This window comes from Pseudomonas mosselii (genome assembly GCF_019823065.1).
Taxonomy (GTDB): Bacteria; Pseudomonadota; Gammaproteobacteria; order Pseudomonadales; family Pseudomonadaceae; genus Aquipseudomonas; species Aquipseudomonas mosselii.
Genome location: NZ_CP081966.1, coordinates 791190 through 814708 on the forward strand (window position 1 = coordinate 791190; position 23519 = coordinate 814708).

Below are 23519 nucleotides of genomic sequence, written 5' to 3' on the forward strand. Positions count from 1 at the left end.
GTTCTCGTTGGGTGATGGGGGCGTCAAACGCTGGCTGGGGTGTTCGCAGGCACGACCGCAATGGCGATCTTTCCTTGCAGGCCATTGTTGGGGCTTTGCAGCCGGGCGTGGGCGAGCGCAACGTCGGCCAGGGGGTAGACGGCGCCCACATGTGGCCGCAGTTGGCCGCGTTCGACCAGCGCGCTCAGCTCATCGAGCTTGCCGCGCTGCTGGCGGGTAAAGACAAAGTGATAGCTCGCATTCTTGCCCCAGGCCTGCAGGAGGTTCTGCGGTTGCGCAATGTCCACGATCGACACCACGCGGCCCAACTGGGCCAGGGCGTCCGGGCTGCGAGACAGCGCATCGCCGCCGATGGTGTCGAACACCACGTCGACGCCATGGCCTGCGGTTTCCTTGAGGATGACATCGACATAGTCCTGGCGCTCGTGGTCGATGACCACATCGGCGCCCATGCGCCGCACGAATTCGGCGTTCGCTTCGCGCGCCGTGGTAAAGACCCTGGCGCCCATGGCCTTGGCCAGCTGGATCGCCACATGACCGACTCCGCCGGCACCGCCATGCACCAGGATGCTCTCGCCCACCCTGAGCGCCGCGCGGACCACCAGCGCCTCCCAGGCCGTGCCGCCGACCAGGCTCAGGCTTGCCGCCTCGAGATGGCTCAGCGACGGCGGCTTCAGGCCGACGATGCCTTCGGCGGCGACGTGGTATTCGGCATAGCTGCCGGCGCCTTCGAAGATCTGCGGGGTGTACCACACTTCGTCACCGGGGCTGAACGCCGTCACCCCAGGCCCGACGGCTTCGACGACGCCGGAGACGTCGTGCCCGGTGATGGCCGGCAGCGGCACCAGGTCGGGATAGTCGCCGCGGCGGACCTGGTAGTCCAGCGGGTTGACGGAGGTGGCATGCACCCGGACCAGCACCTGCCCGGCCTTTGGCACCGGTTTGGCGGTGTCACGATAGACGAACGCATCCGGGCCGCCGAAGGCATCCAGTATTAACGCTTTCATGGTGTTTCCTCGCTTCGATAAAAAGGGATATCGAGAAATATCGATATAATAAGTGGGATCAAACTGCCTTTCTGGTTCTGGGCGCCTGGCAGGCACCTCGGTGATTGCTCCGTGGTTTCGTTAAAACGGGATATCGGGAAATGCCGATATATTGAGATAAAAGCAAACCCTACAGTTCGCTCCCGATCAGCTCCGCGAGCGCGCTGATGGCCGTTTCGTTGCGCTTGTAGTAGGTCCACTGGCCAATGCGGCGGACCTCGACCAGGCCTGCACGCTGCAGGGTGGCCAGGTAGTCGGACACCGTTGACTGCGACAACCCCACGCCTTCCTGGATACTGCTCACACAGACACCCACGGTGTGAACGTCACCTTCGTCCTGCGGAGGAAAGTGTTTCACCGGGTCTTTCAGGCCTTTGAGGATCTCGAGGCGTGTGCGGTTCGAGAGTGCCTTGAATACGTCGAGCAGTTCCATGACGCGATAATATCGGGATTTACCGATATGTCAAATCGCCCCAGGGCGGCCGGCAGAGACCGCCCTGTGAAGCTGCTTACTGATTCAGGCGTTTGTCGATCAGCCCCTGGACCACACTCGGGTCGGCGAGGGTGGACGTGTCGCCCAGGTTGTCCAGTTCGTTGCAGGCGATCTTGCGCAGGATGCGCCGCATGATCTTGCCCGAACGAGTTTTGGGCAGTGCGGGCGCCCACTGGATCAGTTCAGGCTTGGCGAAGCTGCCGATCTCCTTGCTGACCAGGGCCAGCAGTTCGGCCTTGAGCGCGTCGTCCGGCACGACGCCGTTCATGGGGGTGACGAAGGCGTATACCCCCTGGCCCTTGAGGTCATGGGGGTAACCGACCACGGCGGCCTCGGCGACGCTGTCGTGCAGCACCAGGGCGCTCTCCACCTCGGCGGTGCCGATACGGTGGCCGGAGACATTGATCACGTCGTCGATGCGCCCGGTGATCCAGTAGTCGCCATCGGCGTCGCGGCGGGCTCCGTCACCGGTGAAGTAGTAGCCGGGCATCGGCTTGAAGTAGGTGTCGACCATGCGCTGGTGGTCGCCGTAGACGCTACGGATCTGCCCGGGCCAGCTGGCCTTGATCGCCAGCAGCCCGGCGCCGGGGCCTTCGATCAACTTGCCTTTGTCGTCCAGCAGTACCGGTTGCACGCCGAACATCGGCTGGGTGGCGCAGCCCGGCTTGAGCCTTGGCGTGCCGGGGAGGGGGGTGAGCATGATGCCGCCGGTCTCGGTCTGCCACCAGGTGTCGACGATGGGGCAGCGTTTCTGTCCGACGGCCTCGAAGTACCATTCCCAGGCTTCCGGGTTGATCGGCTCACCGACACTGCCGAGCAGGCGCAGGCTCTGGCGCGAGGTACTTTGCAAGGGCTCGGAGCCTTCGCGCATCAGCGCGCGCAGGGCGGTGGGCGCGGTGTAGAAGATGTTCACCCGGTGCTTGTCGACCACCTGCCAGAAGCGCGAGGTGTCGGGGTAGTTGGGCACGCCCTCGAACATCAGCGAGATCGCGCCATTGGCCAGCGGGCCGTAGACGATATAGCTGTGGCCGGTGACCCAGCCGACGTCGGCGGTGCACCAGAACACCTCGCCGTCACGGTAGTCGAACACGACCTTGAAGGTCATGGTCGCCTGCAGCAGGTAGCCAGCGGTGGTGTGCAGCACACCCTTGGGTTTGCCGGTACTGCCCGAGGTGTAGAGGATGAACAGCGGGTCCTCGGCGTTCATCGGTTCGGCCGGGCAGTCGTCACCGGCTTTTTCCGTCACCTCGTGGTACCAGAGGTCGCGGCTTTCGCTCCAGGCCACGTCAGCGCCGGTGCGCTTGATCACGAATACGCTGCTCACCGCCGGGCAACTGGTAAGGGCCTTGTCGACGTTCTGCTTGAGGGGGATGCGCTTGTCGCCACGCACGCCTTCGTCGGCGGTGATCACTGTACGGCAGTCGGCGTCGAGGATACGGTCGCGCAGTGCGTCGGGGGAGAAGCCGCCGAACACCACCGAATGGATGGCGCCGATGCGCGTGCAGGCGAGCATGGCGTAGGCGGCTTCGGGGATCATCGGCATGTAGATGCAAACCCGGTCGCCTTTTTTCACGCCACGGGCTTTCAGGGCGTTGGCCAGGCGGCAGACCTGGCGGTGCAGTTCGCGGTAGCTGATGGCCTTGCTGTCCGCGGGATCGTCGCCCTCCCAGAGCAGGGCGGTCTGCTCGCCGCGCTGGGCCAGGTGGCGATCGATGCAGTTAAGGCTGACATTCAGCTGGGCGCCGTCGAACCAGCGGGCGCTGCCAGTGTTCAGGTCGCATTGCTGCACACTCGACCAGGGCTTGATCCAGTCCAGGCGCCTGGCCTGTTCGGCCCAGAAGGTGTCGGGGGCATCCACCGACTGGCGGTAGAGGCGGCGGTAGTCGTCGTCGCTGAGGGCGGCGGACTGGCTCACGGCCAGGGCTTGGGGATAGTCGCGGAGATCGAACATGGCGGGTGGTCCTGCTCTTGTTAGGGGCGAGGGACTGCAACGGCTTATTCGATGGACAGTGTAGAAGGTGGGGGTGTTCCCGGGTGCAAAGCATCGCGGGGCAAGTCGCATCGGCGCACCGATGCGACTTGCCCCGCGATTGGTCTTGCTGGTCGATCAGCCGCGGTGACGGCCGCGGAAGTAGTTGATCAGGCCCTGGGTCGAACCATCCTCGGCGTTGTCCTCTTGGGCGCCGACCAGGCGCTGGTAGACACCCTTGCCCAGTTCCTTGCCCAGCTCGACGCCCCACTGGTCGAAGGCGTTGATGCCCCAGACCACGCTCTGCACGAACACTTTGTGCTCATACATCGCCACCAGCGCACCAAGACGGCGCGGGCTGATGCGCTCGACCACCAGGGTGTTGCTCGGACGGTTGCCCGGGATCACCTTGTGCGGTGCCAGCTTGGCGATATCGGCCTCGTTCAGGCCCTTGGCGCGCAGCTCGGTCTCGGCTTCCTCGCGGGTCTTGCCGAGCATCAGCGCCTGGCTCTGCGACAGGCAGTTGGCGTACAGCCACTGATGGTGGTCCGCCACCGGGTTGAAGCTCACCACCGGAACGATGAAGTCGGCCGGGATCAGCTGGGTGCCCTGGTGCAGCAACTGGTGGTAGGCGTGCTGGCCGTTGCAGCCGACGCCGCCCCAGATCACCGGGCCAGTGTCGGTCTTCACCGGGCTGCCGTCCTGCAGAACGCTCTTGCCGTTGGATTCCATGTCCAGCTGCTGCAGGTGCTTGGTGATGTTGCGCAGGTAGTGGTCGTACGGCAGGATCGCATGGGCCTGGGCACCCCAGAAATTGCCGTACCACACGCCCAGCAGGGCCAGCAGCACCGGCATGTTCTTTTCGAACGGCGCGGTCTGGAAGTGCTGGTCCATGGTGTAGGCGCCGGACAGCAGTTCCTTGAAGTTGGCGGTGCCGATGGCCAGGGCGATTGGCAGGCCAATGGCCGACCACAGCGAGTAGCGGCCGCCGACCCAGTCCCACATCGGGAAGATGTTCTCTTCGCGGATGCCGAAGGCCACGGCCGCGGCCTTGTTGCTCGACACGGCGATGAAGTGACGGTACAGCTCTGCCTCCGAACCGCCCTGGGCGAGGTACCAGGTGCGCGCGGCCTGGGCGTTCTTCAGGGTTTCCAGGGTGTTGAACGACTTCGACGAGACGATGAACAGGGTGGTCTCGGCGCGCAGGTTGGCCGACAGCTCGTGGAACTCGCTGCCGTCGATGTTCGCCAGGTAGTGGCAGCGCACGCCGCGCTGGGCGTAGGGCAGCAGCGCCTCGGAGACCAGCTCGGGGCCGAGGAACGAGCCACCGATGCCAATATTGACCACGTCGGTGATCGGTTTTTCGCTGTAGCCGCGCCACAGGCCGTCGTGGATGCGGCCGACCAGTTCGGTGATCTGGTTCAGTACCTTGTGCACTTCCGGCATCACGTTGACGCCGTTCACGCTGAGCTTGTCGCCGACCGGGCGGCGCAGGGCGGTATGCAGCACCGGGCGGCCTTCGGAGGCGTTGATGATCTCACCGCTGAACATCGACTTGATGGCCGCTTCCAGGTCGACTTCCTTGGCCAGGTTCACCAGCAGGTCACGGGTCTGCTCGGTGATCAGGTTCTTCGAGTAGTCGAGGAACAGGCCGCAGCTGCTCAAGGAGAACTGCTCGAAGCGCTTGCCGTCGGCGGCGAAGGCTTCGCGCATGCTGAAGCCCTGCATGGCGTCGCGGTGTTGCTGAAGCGCCTGCCAGGCGGGCAGCGCCGTCACATCGTGGGGGGTACGGTAATACGCCATTGCGGGTGGTTTCCTTGGTGCATGGTCAGGCTTGGACAGCGGCATTCGTTGCCGGTTGCAAGCTGGACATTATAGGCATTGGCGCCAAGGCGGGAATGGGGCGAGGCAAACGGTGTGGATTAAAAATTGTCACCGCCTGGATACCTGGCGTGCGTGGGGCGACGATTCGCCGCGCCCACGCGCGGATGTCAGGCGGTCTGCTCTTCCAGGTGCAGGTATATGTTGTCGATCAGACGGGTATTACCCAGGTACGCCGCCGCGATCACCACGAGGTCACGGTCGTCGATCATCGCCGGGCGCAGCGTCAGGGCGTGGCGCACTTCCAGGTAGTCCTTGCGCAGGCCTGCCGCTTCCAGTTGCGCCTGGCCCTCGGCGATCAGTGCCGCGAAATCGCGCTGGCCATGGCGCAGGGCCTCGGCGATGCCGTTCAGGGTGCGGTACAGCGCCGGGGCGGTGGCTCGCTGTTCTGGCGTCAGGTAGCCATTGCGCGACGACAGCGCCAGGCCGTCCTCGGCGCGCACGGTCGGCTCGCCGATGATCTGGATCGGCATGTTCAGGTCGCGCACCATGGCGCGGATCACCGCCAGTTGCTGGAAGTCTTTTTCGCCGAACACGGCCAAGTCCGGCTGGACCATGTTGAACAGCTTGCTGACCACCGTCGCCACGCCTTCGAAGTGGCCGGGGCGGCTGGCGCCGCACAGGCCTTCGGAGAGCTGCGGCACGCTCACCCGGGTCTGCACCGCCATGCCGTCGGGATACATCTCCTCGACGGTGGGGGCGAACAGCAGGTGGCAGCCGGCCTGGAGCAGTGTTTCCTGGTCGGCGGCGAGGGTGCGGGGGTACTTGTCCAGATCCTCGCCGGCGCCGAACTGCAGCGGGTTGACGAAGATGCTGGCGACCACGAAGTCGGCGCGCTGGGCGGCCTTGGTCACCAGGGCGGCGTGGCCGCTGTGCAGGTTGCCCATGGTCGGCACGAAGGCGATGCGCTTGCCTTCGCCACGGGCGCGGGCTACGGCGGCGCGCAGTTCACGGACGGTCTTGACGGTATTCATGCGCTGAACCCATGTTCGCTGCCTGGGAAACTGACTTCCTTGACCGCACGGACATAGGCGGCCAGGGCACTCTGGATGTCCGGCTGGCCGGCCATGAAGTTCTTCACGAACTTCGGCACACGGCCGCTGAGCGACAGCCCGAGCATGTCATGCAGGACCAGCACTTGGCCATCGGTGGCGCTGCCGGCGCCGATGCCGATCACCGGAATGCTTACCGCCTGGGTGATTTCCGCCGCCAGTTCGCTGGGCACGCACTCAAGCAGCAGCATGGCCGCGCCGGCCTGCTCCAGGGCGATGGCGTCGGCGCGCATTTGCCGGGCCTGGGCTTCCTGGCGACCCTGGACCTTGTAGCCCCCCAGCACATTGACCGTCTGCGGGGTCAGGCCCATGTGCGCGCACACCGGCACGCCGCGCTCGGCCAGCAGGCGAATGGTTTCGGCCAGCCAGGCGGCGCCTTCGATCTTGAGCATGTGGGCGCCGGCGCGCATCAGTTCGGCGGCGTTGGCAAAGGCCTGTTCGGGAGTGGCATGGGCCATGAACGGCAGGTCGGCGAGGATCAGCGCGCCATCATTGCCGCGTTTGACGCACGCCGTGTGGTAGGCCATGTCGCGGTTGGTGACGGGCAGGGTGCTGTCATGGCCCTGCAGGACCATCCCCAGGGAGTCGCCCACCAGCAGGACTTCCACGCCGGCCTGGCTGGCGACCTTGGCGAAGGTCGCGTCGTAGCAGGTCAGCATGGTGATTTTTTCGCCCTTGGCCTTCAGGCCGTGCAGGGTGGTCAGGGTTACTTCAGGCATGTAGGGGAATCCTCGTTCAGGCGCTGTGAACAACAACTGCGTACAACGCGTGTATTCATCTTCCGGAGCGGCACATCATCGTCTGTGATGTTCGGGCACAGGTCCGTCCGGGCCTAAATGGGTGATTGCGGCAGAGTGGCGCCGCGGGACGCCTATAGTCGTGAGCGAGGTGGGGGAAGTCAACCAGGCGTGTTACCGCATTGTTACGGCACCGGTGTTACTGGCGTTACCGCGGTCGGAAACGCCCGAATTACAGGCGTTCCAGGCCGACGAACGGACAATCTTCGAGCAGCTGCGCCAGTGCGCGACCGTCGGCGAGGCGGAATTCGGCGGGCACCAGCTCGGCGAGCGGGTACAGCACAAAGGGGCGGGCATGCATGTGATAGTGCGGCACCTGCAGGCGCGGCACGTCGATGACCTGGTCCCCGAACAACAGCACGTCGAGGTCGAGGGTGCGTGGGCCCCAGCGCTCCTGGCGCACGCGGCCCTGGTCGTTCTCGATGGCTTGCAGCGCGTCAAGCAGCTCCAGCGGCGCCAAGGCCGTGTCGATGGCCGCCACGGCATTGGTGTAGCGCGGCTGGCCGGGCAGCAGCGAGTCGCTGGTGTAGAGCGCCGAGGCCGCCGCCAGGCGGGTGTCGGCGATCAGGTCCAGCGCCTGCAGGGCGCTGCGCAGCTGCTCGGCGGGCTCATCCAGGTTGCTGCCCAAGCCGATGAACGCACGGGTGTTCATGCTCAGTCCCAGGCCTGCTCGTCGTCGCGCTTGCGTTTGCCGCCGCTGCGCTTGCGCTTGCGTGGGCCGGCAGTGCCGCCGGCACCGTCGTCGCGGCTGCCTAGCTCGCGGATCATGTCGCGGCGCTGGCTGTCGTTGGCGTCCTGGTAGTCGGTCCACCATTCGCCCAGACCGTCGGTTTCCTCGCCGGCGCTTTCACGCAGCAGCAGGAAGTCGTAGCCGGCGCGGAAGCGCGGGTTGTCCAGTAGCATGTCGGCGCGCTTGCCGCTGCGCCGTGGCAGGCGCTCCTGCATGTCCCAGATCTCGCGGATCGGCAGGGTGAAGCGTTTGGGAATGGCAATGCGCGCGCACTGCTCGGCGATCAGGTCGTGGGCCGCGCCGTTCATGGCCGGGATCGGCGGCACGCCTTGGCTCTGCAGGTACAGCGCACGTCCCGGCAGGGCCGGCCAGAGCAGGGCGGCGAAGAGAAACGCCGGGGTCACCGGCTTGCCCTGTTTGACGCGCAGGTCGGTGTTGCTCAGGGCCTGGCTGATCAGGGTGTGGGTGTAGGTCGGGCGCTCTTCCAGGGCCTGGCTGCTGGCTGGGAACAGCGGCTCGAACAGTTGCAGGTCGACCAGCATCTCGAAGGTGATCGCGCCCTGGCCGTTGAGGAACAGCTTGAGGCTTTCCTCGAACAGGCGTGCCGGCGGAATGTCACGCAGCATGGGCGCCAGCTCGCGGATTGGCTGCACGGTGTGCTTCTCGATGCCGAAGTCCAGCTTGGCGGCAAAGCGCACGGCGCGCAGCATGCGTACCGGGTCTTCCTGGTAGCGGTGCGTGGGGTCGCCGATCAGGCGCAGCAGACGATTACGGATGTCATGGACACCGTTGGCGTAGTCGAGGATGCGCTCGCTGACCGGATCGTAGTACAGGGCGTTGATGGTGAAGTCGCGGCGTTGCGCGTCTTCTTCCAGGGTGCCGTATACGTTGTCGCGCAGGATGCGGCCGCTGGCGTTATGCGACGAGCGGTGGCTATCGGACTGGTCTTCATCCGAGTGCGGGGCACGGAAGGTGGCGACCTCGATGATGTCACGGCCGAAATGCACGTGAACCAGCTTGAAGCGCCGACCGATGATGCGGGCGTTGCGGAACTCCGCGCGGACCTGCTCGGGCGTGGCGCTGGTGGCGACGTCGAAGTCCTTGGGCGTGATGCCCAGCAGCAGGTCGCGGACACAGCCACCGACCAGGTAGGCCTGGTAACCGGCTGCCTGCAGACGCTCGACGATGCTCACGGCATGGCGGCTGAACTGGCTGCGCTGCAGCGAGTGCTGGCTCTTGTTGATCACTTCAGGCGTGGTGCGCCTGTGGTGCTGGCCACGAACGGGCGGGCGGAACGACTGGAACAGCTTCTTCAGCATGGGATGCACTGTTTGAAGGAATGATCGGCCAAGGATAGGAGAATGGCCGCATGATGGGCGGGGATTCTAGCATTTACTGGGGGAATGGTGTAGGCGGTGTCGCAGGGGGTGATACGAAGGGGAGAAACGACATGGGGAGCCGAAGCTCCCCATCAAGTCGTTGCGTGCTCTTATTGTTTTTTTTACGGGCTTCTTGTTTTTGTTGAATGCCCTGTCCACAAATCTGAAAGCTTGTGGACGACCCCCAAACCAGGGGTGAAGAGCAAACGGATTGCTTTGGTCGCCGAGTTGATGCTGATCTGTCGATCCAATCAGTTCAGGTGCTGCTTTTTAGTGCAGTTTTTGTTGTTCTCTGCCTGATCGTGGGGCAAGCCCCAAACACAACGCCTCTCCAAAAGAATCAGTTAGCTGCGCCTCCGCCGTCTTGTTCTTATTGTGCGTGAGTCGTTTCGTCTTGTTCTTATTCTGAGTTGCAGTGCTTGTTATTGTTCTTGTACCAGACATATAGCAGGTGCCGTGCCAACTTTTGAAAACCCAATGAAATCGGGGGGTTCAGTGATACAGGCAGGTTTTGGGGCGGGGCAAATGTAGAAATTTCGTTACCTTACGCCTCGGAGATGTTACGCCTGACAGGGTGGGGTAACAGATTTTTGCGGGAACTGATGTGTTACCGCGCAAACGCATCGCGGGGAATGCCCGCTCCCACGGACCAGGCAAGGCTGGCGTGGGAGCGGGCATTCCCCGCGATCTGTCGGCGTTGAATCAATTGTCGCTGGTGGCGTTGCTCTTGCGCCGCGGGATGCCCAGGCGCTGGCGGCGCTCCCACAGGCATTTGCGGCTGACGCCCAGCTTGCGCGCCAGTTCGGTCTCGGTCATATGGTCCTGGTGCTCGAGAACGAAATGCTGGAAGTAGTCCTCCAGCGACAGGTCCTCGGTCGGCTCGTGGCTGGCGTTGTTGGCGCTGGCCAGGCTCGGCAGGTTGTCCAGTACGTCGTCGTCTTCCAGGTCGCTCAGCTCGATGTCGATGCCCAGCAGCTCGGCAGAAATTTCCGCGCTCTCGCTAAGGATCACCGCGCGCTCCACGGCGTTCTCCAGTTCGCGCACGTTGCCCGGCCAGCTGTAGTGACGGATGGCCTGCTCGGCCTCGTGGGAGAAATGCAGGTCGTCGCGGCCGATGCGCGCGCTCTGGCGGGCGAGGAAGGCATTGGCGATCTCGTTGACGTCGCTGCCGCGCTCGCGCAGGGCCGGCAGCTTCAGGGCAATTACGTGCAGGCGGTAGTACAGGTCTTCGCGGAACTGCCCGGCCTTGGCCAGGTTCTTCAGGTCGCGGTGGGTCGCGGCGATCAGGCGCACATCGACCTTCTGCGACTGCACCGAACCGACCCGGCGGATCTCGCCTTCCTGCAGCACGCGCAGCAGGCGGGCCTGGGCCTCAAGGGGCAGTTCGCCGATCTCGTCGAGGAACAGGGTGCCGCCGTCGGCGGCCTCGACCAGGCCCGCGCGCCCGGCGCTGGCACCGGTGAACGCGCCCTTCTCGTGGCCGAACAGCTCCGATTCGATGAGCGTTTCCGGAATCGCCGCGCAGTTTACCGAGATCATCGGTGCCTTGGCCCGGCGCGAAAGGTTGTGCAGGGCGCGGGCGACCAGCTCCTTGCCGGTGCCCGACTCGCCCTGGATCAGCACATTGGAGTCGGTCGGGGCGACCTTGCGAATCTTGACGTACATGTCCTGCATGGGCGGGCACGAGCCGATGATGCCGATCTCGCCGTTGGCGGCCGCGCTACCGGCCTTGTCGCTGACGGCCTTGGCGTTGGCGGCACGAGGTTCGGCGGCAGGCGCGGTGGCCGGGGCGTTGTGTCGGTCGCGCAGGATGCGGGCCACGGCCTGGAGCATCTCGTCGTGGTCGAAGGGCTTGGCGATGTAGTCCACCGCGCCCATCTTCATCGAGTCCACCGCCGAGCGCAGGCTGGCGTAGCTGGTCATGATCAGCACCGGTGTGCCCTGGCCGAGCTTGATCAGCTCGGTGCCCGGGGCGCCCGGCAGGCGCAGGTCGCTGACGATCAGATCGAAGGTGGCAATGCTGAAGCGTTCCTGGGCTTCCTGCACCGAGCCGGCTTCGCTGACCTGGTACTGGTTCCGTTCAAGCAGGCGACGCAGGGCCGAACGGATGATGGTTTCGTCTTCGACGATCAGAATGTGCGGCATTGATTCAATTCTCTCGACGGTCTCGAATTTCAGGGGACGTCGCTACGACATGCCGGGGCAGGGTCACGCGGATCCGGGTACCACGTTGGCGCTCGATGTCGGCCGGGCTGTCGATGGTGATTTGCCCATAATGCTCTTCCACGATGGAATAGACCAGAGCGAGCCCCAGTCCGGTTCCTTCGCCCGGGTCCTTGGTGGTGAAGAAGGGTTCGAAGAGGCGGTCCATGATGCTTTTCGGGATGCCGCTGCCTTCGTCCTCGACGATCAGGTCGACGGTGTGTTCGTTCACTTCGCTGCGCACGCGCACGGCGCTGCCGGGCGGGGAGGCGTCGCGGGCGTTGGAAAGCAGGTTGATCAGTACCTGGGCCAGGCGCTGCGGGTCGCCCTCGACCCAGTGCTGCGGGTCGCAGAGGTTGAAGAACTGTACTTCGAAATTGCGCCGGTTCAACGCCAGCAGACCAATGGCGTCCTGCGCGACTTCGGCCAGGCACACCGGCTCCTCGCTGTTCTGCTGGCTGCCGCCGGCATGGGCGAAGCTCATCAGCGACTGGACGATGCGCGACACGCGCTTGGTCTGTTCGAGAATCTGGCTGGACAACTCGATGATCTCGCCGTCGCCTTCGCGCTCCTCGCGCAGGTTTTGCGCAAGGCAGGCGATGCCGGTGATCGGGTTGCCGATCTCGTGGGCCACCCCCGCCGCCAGGCGGCCGATGCTGGCCAGTCGTTCGGAGTGCACCAGCTTGTCTTCCAGCGCCTGGGTCTCGGTGAGGTCCTCGACCAGCAGCACCAGGCCGCTGTTGCCCGGGGCCAGCGGCTCATCGATGGCCGCCTTGTGCAGGTTGAGCCAGCGCGGCTGGCCATCGAGTGCCAGCCGCTGCTTGTGCAGGTGCTCGTCGGGCACGTTGATGAAGCCTTGCAGCAGGCCGCGCCAGGGTTCGCCGATAGTCACCAAGCGTGAACCGACCACGTGCTTGGCGGCGATCCCGGTGAGCTCCTCCATGGCTTTGTTCCACATCAGGATCTCCTGGTCCTTGGCCAGCGAGCACACGCCCATGGGCAGTTCCTGCAAGGTCTGGCGGTGGTAGCGGCGCAGGGCGTCGAGCTCGGCTGCAAGGCCGGTCAGGCGTGAGTGGTAGTCCTCGAGGCGGCTCTCGATGAAGTGGATGTCCTCGGTGACGTAGTTCTCGTTGCCGGACTTGTAGGGCAGGAAGGTCTCGACCATGTCCTGGGCCACGCTCGGGCCCATCAGGCCGGAGAGGTTGGCCTCGATGCGGTCGCGCAGGCGGCGCAGGGCATAGGGGCGGCGTTCGTCGAAGGGCAGGTAGAGGTCGCGCAGGGCCTGCTCGACCTCCTTCTGCGCGGCCTTGGCGCCCAGTGGCTTGGCCAGCTGGGTGGCGAACTCCTGGGGCGAGGCAGCGTGCAGCTCGCGGCGCTGCGGGCGACGCACGTTGTCCACCGCGCAGGCCTCGGCGGCGCTGACTTCTTCGCTGCTGGCGTTGGTGAACAGCGAGATCAGGGTGAACAGCAGGACGTTGGCCGCCAGCGAGGCGATGGCCGCCATGTGCCAGCTGGTGTCGTCCAGCACGTAGATCATGTCCAGCAGCGGGATGTAGAAGCCCTGCAGGTTGCCCAGCAGTGGCAGCAGCATGGTCACCATCCACACCAGCATGCCGGCCAGCAGCCCGGCGATGAAGCCGCGGCGATTGGCGGTCGGCCAGTACAGCACCGAAAGCACGCCGGGCAGGAACTGCAAGGTGGCGACGAAGGCGACGATGCCCAGGTTGGCCAGGCTCTGGTGGGTGTTCTGGGTCAGGTAGAAGACGAAGCCGGCGGTGATGATGGCGACGATCAGGGCCCGACGGGTCCATTTCAGCCAGCGGTAGATGTTGCCTTCGGCTGGCGGCTGGTACAGCGGCAGCACCAGGTGGTTCAGGGCCATGCCCGACAGCGCCAGGGTGGTGACGATGATCAGCCCGCTGGCGGCCGACAGCCCGCCGACATAGGCCAGCAGCGCCAGCGCTTCGTTGTTGGCGGCGATGCCCAGGCCCAGGGTGAAGTACTCGGGGTTGGTGCTGGCGCCCAGGCGCAGGCCGGCCCACAGCACCAGCGGCACGGCCAGGCTCATCAGCAGCAGGAACAGCGGCAGGCCCCAGCTGGCGCTGACCAGCGAGCGTGGGCTCAGGTTCTCGGTGAAGGCCATGTGGTACATGTGCGGCATGACGATCGCCGAGGCGAAGAACACCAGTAGCAGGGTGCGCCACGGCCCCTCCTGCAGTGGCGTGTGCAGGGCGGCGAGGGCGGTCTGGTTCTGCAGCAGCCAGACTTCCAGGCCGTGGGGGCCGCCGAACACGCCGTACAGCGCGTAGAGGCCGACGCCGCCGAGGGCCAGCAACTTGATCACCGACTCGAAGGCGATGGCGAAGACCAGGCCTTCGTGCTTCTCGCGGGTGGCGATATGGCGCGAGCCAAAGAAGATGGTGAACAGCACGATCAGCACGCAGAAGGCGAACGCCACCCGCGCCTTGACCGGCTCGCCGGTGAGGATGCTGATCGAGTCGGCCACCGCCTGGATCTGCAGGGCCAGCAGCGGCAGCACGCCGATCAGCATGAAGATGGTGGTCAGCGCGCCGGCCCAGGTGCTGCGGAACCGGAATGCCAGCAGGTCGGCCAGCGACGACAACTGATAGGTGCGGGTGATCTTGAGGATCGGGTAGAGCAGCACCGGTGCCAGTAGGAACGCCCCCGACACACCCAGGTAACAGGCGAGGAAACCGTAGCCGTACTGGTAGGCCAGGCCGACCGAGCCATAGAAGGCCCAGGCACTGGCATAGACGCCCAGCGACAGGGTGTAGGTCAAGGGGTGGCGGATGACCGCGCGCGGGATCAGCCCACGTTCGCTGATCCAGGCCACGCCGAACAGCACCAGCAGGTAGGCGGCGCTGATCAGGATCATCTGGGTCAGACTAAAGCTCATCGGCATCTCGTTGGCTCTGCAGGATGAAGGTGACGACGATCAGGATCAGCCAGAGCAGGTAGGGGCGGTACCAGGCTCCGGTCGGCTCGATCCACCAGTCCATGATGGCCGGGGAGAACAGATAGATCCCCACGACCAGAAGCAGGACCAAACGATAGATGTACATGCTGGCCTCGATGGGTTGGGCGCTGCGGGCTTGGACTTATTATTGGCGCAAATGGCTGGGGCGATGCTAGCGGGAATCGGTAGGGTTCGCCAAGGGGTTGAATTTGTTGGGCTTTTGATTTTGGTATTGCGTGTTCTGGCCCTATCGCGGGGCAAGCCCGCTCCCACGATGCCAATGTGGTCTGCGTGGGAGCGGGCTTGCCCCGCGATAGGGTCGGTACTGCTTTAGCGCAATTGCGCCTCGGGCACCGTCATCTGCCGCGCAATTTGCTCCGGCCGCCATTGCTGCCGGGCCGCCGCAAGCACTTCACGTGGGCTGGCCCCCGCCAGTGCCGGATCTGCCTGCTGTCCCAATGCCCGCAGGGCGCGCAGCAGCAATGGCGTCGCCTGGTCCGCCTCCAGTGGTGGCGAGCGGTACGACTTGCCCAGCTTGTGCCCGTCCGGCTGCACGATCAATGGAATGTGCAGGTAACGCGGCTGCGAGAACCCCAGCAACTCCTGCAGGTACAGCTGGCGCGGCGTGTTGTCCAGCAGGTCGGCTCCGCGCACGATATCGGTGACACCCTGCCAGGCATCGTCCAGCACCACCGCCAGCTGGTAGGCATACAGCCCGTCGCGACGCTGGATGACGAAGTCGCCCACCTCGCGCCCCAGGTGTTGCTCGAACGTGCCCTGGACCCGGTCGCTGAATCGGTAGATCAGCTCCGGCACCCGCAGACGGATCGCCGCGCCTTCGCGGGCGTGCCCGGCGTTGCGGCAAAAACCCGGGTAGATGCCGTTGTGGCCTTCCAGCTGCTTGCGCGAGCAGGTGCAGGCATAGGCCAGGCCCATGTTGAACAGGCGGTCGACTACCGTGGCATAGGCATCGTGACGCTGGCTCTGGAACACCACCTCGTCGTCCCACTCCAGCCCGTAGCGCTCCAGTGTCTGCAGGATCGCGTCACGGGCGCCGGGCATCTCCCGGGGCGGGTCGGTGTCTTCCATGCGCAGCAGCCAGCGACCGTTGACGGCGCGGGCGTCGAGCCAGGAGGCGAGGGCGGCGACTAGCGAGCCGAAGTGCAGGAAGCCGCTGGGGGTGGGGGCGAAGCGGCCGATGTAGCGGGAGTCGTTCATGGATTGCACAGCTATATAAATGAAGACGGGGCGTACCCGTCGTAGAAAGCGGGCTAGCCTGCTTCCACAACCGATACGCCCCGTCTGCGAGGGTCCGGGATCAGCCTTTACCGACAGTCTTTTCCTTCTTCTCTGCAATTTCCTTGCAGTCGAAGCACAGGTCGGCGGTCGGACGGGCTTCGAGGCGGCGCAGGCCGATCTCGATGCCGCAGGAATCGCACCAGCCGTACTCGTCGGCCTTGATCTTGTCGAGGGTCTTGTCGATCTTCTTGATCAGCTTGCGCTCGCGATCGCGGTTGCGCAGCTCCAGGGCGAATTCTTCTTCCTGGCTGGCACGGTCCGCCGGGTCGGGGAAGTTGGCTGCTTCGTCCTTCATGTGGTCCACGGTGCGATCCACGCTGACCATCAGCTCGCCTTTCCAGGCGTTGAGGAGCTTGGTGAAGTGCTGCTTCATGAGCTCGCCCATGTACTCCTCACCCTTGGTCTCTACGTAGGGTTCGACACCGTACATGGTCTGGACTTTTTGCTTTTCTACGGTGGACATGAATAGACCGCCTCTCACTCATCTGATCCAATGCGCAGGCTGCTTCCATCTCCGGCGCCCGCCGGCCCTGCGACTGCGAGCCGCCGAACTTACCAGATAGATCCGGGGTGCGCTACCCCGCCCTATGCCTGCTTTTGACAGCGGCATCACCGGCGCGTTCGTTGGCGTGCACAGGTAGAATCACCAGTTTAGACCCAATTGAGAGAAGGCCCATGGCTCAGCCACACAGTGCGCGCAGTCGCGCCATCGAACCCTTCCACGTCATGGCCCTGCTGGCCCGTGCCAACGAGCTGCAGGCCGCGGGCCACGACGTGATTCACCTCGAGATCGGCGAGCCGGACTTCACCACCGCCGCGCCGATCGTCGCCGCCGGCCAGGCCGCCCTGGCCGCCGGGCACACCCGCTACACGGCGGCCCGTGGCCTGCCGCAACTGCGCGAGGCGATCGCCGGGTTCTATGGCCAGCGCTACGGTGTGGACCTCGATCCAGAGCGCGTGCTCATCACCCCGGGCGGTTCCGGCGCGCTGCTGCTGGCCAGCAGCCTGCTGGTCGATCCGGGCAAGCACTGGCTGCTGGCCGACCCGGGTTATCCGTGCAACCGGCATTTCCTGCGCCTGGTCGAAGGCGGTGCGCAACTGGTGCCGGTGGGGCCGGACGTCAATTACCAGTTGACCGCCGATCTTGTCGATCGCCATTGGGACAAGGACACCGTCGGCGCCCTGGTCGCCTCGCCGGCCAACCCGACCGGCACGGTGCTCGACCGCGACGAGCTGGCCAGCCTTTCCAAGGCCACCCGCGAGCGTCATGGGCATCTGGTGGTGGACGAGATCTACCACGGTCTCACCTACGGCATGGATGCGCCGAGCGTGCTGGAGGTGGACGATGAGGCATTCGTCCTCAACAGTTTTTCCAAATATTTCGGCATGACCGGCTGGCGCCTGGGCTGGCTGGTGGCACCGCCGTCGGCGGTGGGCGACCTGGAAAAGCTGGCGCAGAACCTCTACATCAGTGCCCCGAGCATGGCCCAGCACGCCGCGCTGGCTTGCTTCGAGCCGCAAACCCTGGCCATCCTCGAGGAGCGCCGCGCCGAGTTCGCCCGTCGCCGCGACTACCTGCTGCCGGCTTTGCGCGGGCTGGGCTTCGGCATTGCCGTGGAACCCCAAGGGGCCTTCTATCTGTATGCCGACATCAGCGCGTTTGGCGGCGATGCCTTCGCGTTCTGCCGGCATTTCCTGGAAACCGAGCACCTGGCGTTTACCCCGGGCCTGGACTTTGGCCGACACCAGGCCGGTCATCATGTGCGTTTCGCCTACACCCAGAGCCTGCCGCGCCTGGAAGAGGCGGTACAGCGCATCGCCCGTGGCCTGCAGAGCTGGCAGGGCTGACCGATGCAGTTTCCGCCCCTGGAACAGGCGCGCCTGCTGCGCCGTTACAAACGCTTCCTGGCCGACATCGAGCTGGCCAGTGGCGAGCAGATCACCATCCACTGCCCCAACACCGGCTCCATGCTCAATTGCATGCACGAGGGCGGGCAGGTGTGGTTCAGCCGCTCCAACGACCCCAAGCGCAAGTTGCCGGGTACCTGGGAAATCAGCGAAACGCCCCAGGGCCGGCTGGCCTGCGTCAATACCGGGCGCGCGAACGCCGTGGTGGAGGAGGCCCTGCGCGCCGGCGTGGTCGGCGAGCTGGCCGGCTTCACCACGCTCAAGCGTGAGGTGGCCTATGGCGAGGAGCGCAGCCGGATCGACTTCTACCTGGAATATGCCGACGGAGCCAAGGCCTATGTCGAGGTCAAGAGCGTGACCCTGGGTTACCCCGACACGCCGGTGGCGGCCTTCCCCGACGCCGTCACCCAGCGCGGTGCCAAGCACCTGCGCGAGCTGGCCACCCTGGCGCGCCAGGGGATCCGCGCGGTGCAGCTGTATTGCGTGAACCTGACCGGCATCGAGGCCGTGCGCCCTGCCGAGGAGATCGACGCCGCCTATGCCCAGGCCCTGCGCGCCGCCGTGGCGCAAGGGGTCGAGGTACTGGCCTACGGCACCCGCCTGGATGCGCAGCAACTGGTCATCGACCGTCCGCTGCCGGTGCTGCTCACTCCGTGAGCCAGATGCCCTGGCTGTCTTCCCGGCAGTCCAGGGCCTCCAGCCACTCGCCCGCGCAGGGGCCAGTGATGCATTCGCCGCTTTCTATGAGGAACTGGGCCCCGTGATGGGCGCACTGGATCAGGCTCGCGCTGTCGTCGAGAAAGCTGTCCGCCGCCCAGTTCAGCGGGATGCCCCGGTGCGGGCAGCGGTTGCGGTAGAGGTGGACCTTGCCCTGGCGGCGCACGCCGAACAGCGGCACGCCGGCTACGCTGAAGGCGCGGCTATGGCCCTCGGCGAGGTCGTTGGAGGCGCAGAGAAAATGCATTGCAGCGGAGTTTCCGGTTAAGCCGTGTGACAAAGGGATGGCTTGACGCTTCAATGCGAATAATTATCAAATTGCCCGCATTCGTCGCGCCAGGCTGTCTATGGTGCGCACTTGTGCCGCCCGCCACAAGGTGTGCTGCCCGCCCTCTGCAAAGGAATCCGATGATGCGCCGTCCCGCTGCTTTGATTGCCCTGTGCGCCGGTCTTGCCCTGTCCGCCCACACCATGGCCGCCGAGCTGCCGCAGCGCTGGGTCAGCGCCGGTGGTGCCCTGAGCGAGTGGATCAGCGCCCTGGGCGGAGAGCAGCGGCTGGTCGGTGTCGACACCACCAGCCAACACCCCGAGTCGCTCAAGGCGCTGCCCAGCATCGGCTACCAGCGCCAGTTGTCGGCCGAGGGCATCCTCAGCCTGCGCCCCGATGTGCTGGTGGGTACCGAGGAGATGGGGCCGCCGCCAGTATTGGCGCAGATCCGCAAGGCCGGGGTACGAGTCGAGTTGTTCTCCAGCAAGGCTGAGCTTGATGCGGTGGACGAAAACCTCAAGCACCTGGGGGCGTTGCTGGATGACGAGAAGAAGGCCCAGGCACTGGCCTCCGACTATCGTCGGCAACTGGAGGTGCTGCACAAGGAGGTCGAACAGGCCCAGGCCGGGCACAAGGCGCCCGGTGTCCTGCTGCTGATCGGCCATGCCGGCGCCAAGCCGATGATCGCGGGGCAGGGTACCGCCGGGGATTGGGTGCTGCGCCAGGCGGGAGGACGCAACCTCGCCGATCACCAGGGCTACAAGAACTTCTCGGTGGAGGCCCTCGCCGCGCTGAATCCGGACGTGGTGGTGTTCTCCGACCGAGCCCTCAGCGGCGAGCAGGCCTTGCAGGCACTGATCAAGGAAAACCCGACCCTGGCGACTTCGCGCGCGGCGCGCGACAAGCGCCTGCTGTCGCTCGACCCGACGCTGCTGGTCGGCGGCCTGGGCCCACGCCTGCCGGCCACCCTGCATGAGCTGGCCGCCAGCTTCTATCCTGCCGCCAAGGCCAGCTTCACCCCATGAGGCAGCGGGTTCGACCACGTACGTTGTTCATTACCCTGGCGTTGCTGTGCCTGCTCGCGGTCTGGCTGTCGCTGGCGCTGGGCCCGGTCAGCCTGCCGTTGCTCGATACCCTGCGCGCCGGCCTGCGCCTGGTCGGCTTGCCGGTGCCCGGCGAAGGCCTGGAGCAGGCCGAGATGATCCTCGGCCAGATCCGCCTGCCGCGCACCCTGCTGGGGCTGGCGGTCGGTGCCGTGCTGGCGTTGTCCGGGGTGGCGATGCAGGGGCTGTTCCGCAACCCGCTGGCCGACCCGGGGCTGGTCGGCGTCGCCAGTGGCGCCGCCCTGGGCGCGGCGGTGGCGATCGTCGGCGGCAGTTGGCTGGGGGGCATTCCCGACTGGTTCGCGCCTTACCTGCTGTCGCTCTGCGCCTTCGTCGGTGGGCTGGGCGTGACGGCGATGGTCTACCGCCTGGGGCGGCGTGACGGCCAGACCAATGTGGCCACCATGCTCCTGGCCGGTATCGCGATGACCGCGCTCGGCGGCTCAGCGGTGGGCCTGTTCACCTACCTGGCCGACGATGCCACGCTGCGCACCCTGACGTTCTGGAACCTGGGCAGCCTCAACGGCGCCAGCTATGAGCGGCTATGGCCCCTGCTGCTGGTGGCGGCGGCCGTGGCCCTGTGGCTGCCGCGCCGGGCGCAGGCACTCAACGCCTTGCTGCTGGGCGAGTCGGAAGCCCGTCACTTGGGCATCGAGGTCGAAGGGCTCAAGCGCGAACTGGTGTTCTGCACGGCGCTGGGCGTGGGGGCGGCGGTTGCCGCCGCCGGCCTGATCGGTTTCATTGGCCTGGTGGTGCCGCACCTGGTGCGGCTGGTGGCGGGACCGGACCACCGGGTGCTGTTACCGGCCTCGTTGCTGGCGGGCGGTACCCTGCTGCTGTTCGCCGACTTGATCGCGCGCCTGGCCCTGGCCCCGGCGGAATTGCCTATCGGCATTGTCACCGCGTTCATCGGGGCGCCATTCTTCCTGTTCCTGCTGGTGAAGGTGCGCAGCTGATGCTCGACGTCCGAGGGCTGTCTCTCAAGCGTGGTGGCAGCCAAGTGCTGCACGACATCAACCTGACGCTGCGGCCCGGGCAGGTCCTCGGCGTGCTCGGGCCTAACGGTGCCGGCAAGAGCAGCCTGCTCGGCGCCCTGTGTGGCGAACTGGCGCCCAGCGCCGGGCAGGTGCAACTCGATGGTCGCAGCCTTGATGGCTGGCCGGGCCAGGAACGGGCACGGCGACTGGCGGTGTTGCCGCAGGTGTCCAGCCTGGGCTTTGCATTCAGTGTCGATGAGGTGGTCGGCTTAGGTCGACTGCCCCATGCCAGCGGCCGTCAGCGTGACCGGGAGATCGTCGATGCGGCGCTGGCGGCGGCGGATGCGGGGTATCTGGTCGAGCGCAGCTACCTGGCGCTGTCCGGCGGCGAACGCCAGCGCGTGCACTTGGCGCGGGTGCTGGCCCAGCTGTGGCCCGGCGAGCCCGGCACCACGCTGCTGCTCGACGAGCCCACCTCCGCGCTCGATCCGCTGCACCAGCACACCACGCTGCAGGCGGTGCGCAGCTTCGCCGACCGTGGCGCGGCGGTGCTGGTGATCCTGCATGACCTGAACCTGGCGGCGCGCTACTGTGACCATATCCTGCTGCTGGAGCAGGGCCGCTGCCATGCCCTGGATACGCCGCAACAGGTGCTGACGCCGGCGGCGCTGCGGGCAGTGTTCGGTATCGATGTCCTGGTCCAGCCGCACCCGGAGCGCGGCCATCCGCTGATCATCACTCGCTAAGAGGCTTGCACCATGCGCCATCCCCTGCTGTCCATCTGTCTGGTGCTGGCGCTGGGTGGTTGCCAGGCGAGCCTGCCACCCGTGCCGGCCTGGCAGGGTACCGAGGGCCGTGCCAACGCCCAGTTGGGACGGATCATCGACTTGTCCAGCGGCCAGGCATTGAGCCCCGGGCAGTTGGTCCAGCGCCTGGCCGATGCGCCACGGGTGCTGGTGGGTGAAAAGCACGACAATCCCGACCACCACCGCCTGCAGCTCTGGTTGCTGCGTGCCCTGGAGAGCCGCCGGCCACAGGGCAGCCTGCTGCTGGAAATGCTCGAGCCGCGACAGCAGGCCCTGGTCGATGCGCAGAAGGGCAAGGTGTCGCCGGCAGCCGACCTGCCCAAGGCCCTCGACTGGCAGCCCGGCTGGAACTGGGCGCTGTACGGGCCGATGGTCCGCGAGGCCCTGGCCCAACCTTACCCGCTGCTGGCCGCTAACCTGTCGCCGGAGGAAGTCCGCCAGGCCTATCGGCAGCCAGCGACACCCCCGGGCGAGCGCTCCAATGCGCCGGCAGTGGTGCAGGCGCTGCTGGCCCAGGTGCGCGCCGGCCACTGCAACCTGCTGCCGGAAAGCCAGCTACCGGCGATGCTGGCGGTGCAGCAGCAGCGTGACCGACGCATCGCCGAGCGGCTGCTGGCCGCGCCACAGCCGGCACTGCTGCTCACCGGCAGCTACCATGCGCGCAAGGACCTGGGCGTGCCCCTGCACCTGGCCGATCTCGGCGCCAATGCCGAGGGCACGGTGCTGTTGCTGGCGGAAGTGGGGGAGGCGGTCGAGCCAGCCATGGCTGACTTCGTCTGGTATACCCCGGCGACGCCGGAGCAGGACTACTGCGCCCAGCTGCGCAAGGCGCACTGAATCGCGGGCAAAAAAAGACCCGGCAAAGTGCCGGGTCAATAACCGTGATTAGCCTGATGAGGAGATAATCTGAGCGTCCGAACCAGGGAGCATTCAGGTTACCCAACCAGTCTCGCGACCAGTTGTGATAATCATAACGATTCTCATTACGAGGTCAATGCCTTTTGCGAATTATTTTTCGTTTTTCTGTGCCGGGCACTTCGCGTCGAGCTGCTGGTTCAGCGCTTGCTTGCGTTCGGCCGGCAGGTCGTTCCAGTGCATGTCCAGCAGGGCCCCCTCGATGGCGTACAACAACACCTTCGAAGCCCGGAATCCTCGCGTTCTCACGGCTTGATAGGCACCCACCGCGCCGAGCCGGCGCAGGTCCGAAGCACTGTGGATACCGACGGCGTGCAGCCATTGCGCGGAGGTCTTGCCAAGGTTTTTCAGATGCTGCAATTCATCGTTCATCGAGCCTCCTTGCGATGGCTGAACGGGTCGTGGGGATAAATCGCGAGCAGGTCAATGAGGAGTGTAGCGGGGGTTGTGAATAACGCGGCCTTTTGCCATCGGCGCCGACGGGATGCAGTCGTTTCGATGGACGCAACCTTTATGGGGCTGAGGCGTGGGAACGGGCCAAGCCCGCTCCCACAGGTCTCTTATTTTTGGTGAGCACTGCGATATCGCATCCGCGTCCCGAACTTCACTGACATCAGGATTTCGTCGGCGCTGAGCTCAGCCGGGAAGTAGGTCCCGGAGATCTGCGCGTGGGCGAGGCTGGCGCCCTCCAGGCCGTTTTCGCGCAGGTCGAGCCCACGCAGGTCAGCGGCGCGAAAGTACGCGTCGGTGAAGTCGATGCCGCGCACATCCAGGGCGCGCAGGTCCAGGCCGCGGAAATCACCGCCTCGAAAGTCGATAGTCGTATCGCTGGGCTTCTCGCGGTTGAACGCCGCGATCTTCTCGTCGCGGATCATCGTGTACAGGACGTTGTCCAGCTGACGGGGCTGATTCATGGCGGCGCCTCCTCCGTGGGGTGTGATGATATTGTAATGACATCACTGGAGGGGCGCCTGACTTCAGGCGTGAACTGTCGACTGCT

General features: G+C 65.6%; 22 protein-coding genes. 6 read left to right on the forward strand and 16 right to left on the reverse strand.

What is annotated here, in order from left to right:
- Positions 1-23: 23 nt before the first annotated feature.
- From K5H97_RS03565 to dksA, 13 genes are all read right to left on the reverse strand, one after another.
- A complete protein-coding gene (locus tag K5H97_RS03565; RefSeq protein ID WP_028691242.1) occupies positions 24-1007 on the reverse strand; it encodes a zinc-dependent alcohol dehydrogenase family protein in 984 nt (327 codons plus the stop codon).
- Between the two features lie 169 nt (positions 1008-1176).
- Positions 1177-1479, reverse strand: a complete 303-nt coding sequence (locus K5H97_RS03570) for an ArsR/SmtB family transcription factor (RefSeq protein WP_028691241.1) — start codon at positions 1477-1479, stop codon at positions 1177-1179.
- 76 nt (positions 1480-1555) lie between these two features.
- The gene (acs, locus tag K5H97_RS03575) at positions 1556-3490 is read right to left on the reverse strand and encodes an acetate--CoA ligase (protein WP_028691240.1); all 1935 of its coding nucleotides are present in this window, start codon (positions 3488-3490) and stop codon (positions 1556-1558) included.
- A 156-nt stretch (positions 3491-3646) separates the two neighbouring features.
- Complete coding sequence (pgi, locus tag K5H97_RS03580; RefSeq protein WP_028691239.1) at positions 3647-5311, reverse strand: glucose-6-phosphate isomerase; 1665 nt, start codon at positions 5309-5311, stop codon at positions 3647-3649.
- Positions 5312-5499: 188 nt separating this feature from the next.
- The gene (gene panC, locus K5H97_RS03585) at positions 5500-6363 is read right to left on the reverse strand and encodes a pantoate--beta-alanine ligase (RefSeq protein WP_028691238.1); all 864 of its coding nucleotides are present in this window, start codon (positions 6361-6363) and stop codon (positions 5500-5502) included.
- A complete protein-coding gene (gene panB, locus K5H97_RS03590; protein WP_028691237.1) occupies positions 6360-7160 on the reverse strand; it encodes a 3-methyl-2-oxobutanoate hydroxymethyltransferase in 801 nt (266 codons plus the stop codon). Before panB ends, panC begins: the two co-directional genes overlap by 4 nt.
- 250 nt (positions 7161-7410) lie before the next feature.
- Positions 7411-7890 (reverse strand): 2-amino-4-hydroxy-6-hydroxymethyldihydropteridine diphosphokinase, encoded by a 480-nt coding sequence (gene folK, locus K5H97_RS03595; RefSeq protein WP_028691236.1) that lies wholly within the window; start codon positions 7888-7890, stop codon positions 7411-7413.
- Positions 7891-7892: 2 nt separating this feature from the next.
- Entirely contained in the window at positions 7893-9287 is a 1395-nt protein-coding gene (locus K5H97_RS03600) for a polynucleotide adenylyltransferase PcnB (RefSeq protein ID WP_028691235.1), read from the reverse strand.
- A gap of 762 nt (positions 9288-10049) precedes the next feature.
- Positions 10050-11492: a sigma-54-dependent transcriptional regulator gene (locus K5H97_RS03605; protein WP_028691234.1), complete on the reverse strand. Its 1443-nt coding sequence runs from the start codon at positions 11490-11492 to the stop codon at positions 10050-10052.
- Between the two features lie 4 nt (positions 11493-11496).
- A complete protein-coding gene (locus K5H97_RS03610) occupies positions 11497-14472 on the reverse strand; it encodes a sensor histidine kinase (RefSeq protein ID WP_028691233.1) in 2976 nt (991 codons plus the stop codon).
- Positions 14456-14632, reverse strand: a complete 177-nt coding sequence (locus K5H97_RS03615; protein WP_003250005.1) for a hypothetical protein — start codon at positions 14630-14632, stop codon at positions 14456-14458. Before K5H97_RS03615 ends, K5H97_RS03610 begins: the two co-directional genes overlap by 17 nt.
- 224 nt (positions 14633-14856) lie before the next feature.
- Positions 14857-15744 (reverse strand): tRNA glutamyl-Q(34) synthetase GluQRS, encoded by an 888-nt coding sequence (gluQRS, locus tag K5H97_RS03620; protein ID WP_028691232.1) that lies wholly within the window; start codon positions 15742-15744, stop codon positions 14857-14859.
- Positions 15745-15844: 100 nt separating this feature from the next.
- Positions 15845-16288 carry an RNA polymerase-binding protein DksA gene (gene dksA, locus K5H97_RS03625; RefSeq protein WP_028691231.1) on the reverse strand — a complete coding sequence of 148 codons (444 nt, stop codon included), beginning with the start codon at positions 16286-16288 and terminating at the stop codon, positions 15845-15847.
- A 212-nt stretch (positions 16289-16500) separates the two neighbouring features.
- Here dksA and K5H97_RS03630 point away from each other — a divergent pair, with 212 nt between their 5' ends.
- Both K5H97_RS03630 and sfsA read left to right on the forward strand, forming a co-directional pair.
- Positions 16501-17673 (forward strand): pyridoxal phosphate-dependent aminotransferase, encoded by a 1173-nt coding sequence (locus K5H97_RS03630; RefSeq protein WP_028691230.1) that lies wholly within the window; start codon positions 16501-16503, stop codon positions 17671-17673.
- 3 nt (positions 17674-17676) lie between these two features.
- A complete protein-coding gene (sfsA, locus tag K5H97_RS03635; RefSeq protein WP_028691229.1) occupies positions 17677-18390 on the forward strand; it encodes a DNA/RNA nuclease SfsA in 714 nt (237 codons plus the stop codon).
- Here sfsA and K5H97_RS03640 read toward each other — a convergent pair.
- Positions 18380-18697: a Rieske (2Fe-2S) protein gene (locus tag K5H97_RS03640; RefSeq protein ID WP_028691228.1), complete on the reverse strand. Its 318-nt coding sequence runs from the start codon at positions 18695-18697 to the stop codon at positions 18380-18382. The two genes, sfsA and K5H97_RS03640, sit on opposite strands and share 11 nt — an antisense overlap.
- A 161-nt stretch (positions 18698-18858) precedes the next feature.
- Here K5H97_RS03640 and K5H97_RS03645 point away from each other — a divergent pair, with 161 nt between their 5' ends.
- Genes K5H97_RS03645 through K5H97_RS03660 form a run of 4 tightly spaced genes read left to right on the forward strand, consistent with a single transcriptional unit; the run spans position 18859 to position 22441 of the window.
- Positions 18859-19743, forward strand: a complete 885-nt coding sequence (locus tag K5H97_RS03645; protein WP_028691227.1) for a heme/hemin ABC transporter substrate-binding protein — start codon at positions 18859-18861, stop codon at positions 19741-19743.
- A gap of 50 nt (positions 19744-19793) precedes the next feature.
- Entirely contained in the window at positions 19794-20777 is a 984-nt protein-coding gene (locus K5H97_RS03650; RefSeq protein WP_169740504.1) for a FecCD family ABC transporter permease, read from the forward strand.
- Entirely contained in the window at positions 20777-21544 is a 768-nt protein-coding gene (locus K5H97_RS03655; protein ID WP_028691225.1) for a heme ABC transporter ATP-binding protein, read from the forward strand. The genes K5H97_RS03650 and K5H97_RS03655 overlap by 1 nt, the downstream gene beginning before the upstream one ends.
- A 12-nt stretch (positions 21545-21556) precedes the next feature.
- Positions 21557-22441, forward strand: coding sequence for a ChaN family lipoprotein (locus tag K5H97_RS03660; RefSeq protein WP_028691224.1), 885 nt, complete (start codon positions 21557-21559; stop codon positions 22439-22441).
- Positions 22442-22612: 171 nt separating this feature from the next.
- Here K5H97_RS03660 and K5H97_RS03665 read toward each other — a convergent pair whose 3' ends face one another.
- Both K5H97_RS03665 and K5H97_RS03670 read right to left on the reverse strand, forming a co-directional pair.
- Positions 22613-22891 carry a TfoX/Sxy family protein gene (locus tag K5H97_RS03665; RefSeq protein ID WP_028691223.1) on the reverse strand — a complete coding sequence of 93 codons (279 nt, stop codon included), beginning with the start codon at positions 22889-22891 and terminating at the stop codon, positions 22613-22615.
- A 188-nt stretch (positions 22892-23079) separates the two neighbouring features.
- Positions 23080-23433: a pentapeptide repeat-containing protein gene (locus K5H97_RS03670; protein WP_028691222.1), complete on the reverse strand. Its 354-nt coding sequence runs from the start codon at positions 23431-23433 to the stop codon at positions 23080-23082.
- Positions 23434-23519: the final 86 nt, after the last annotated feature.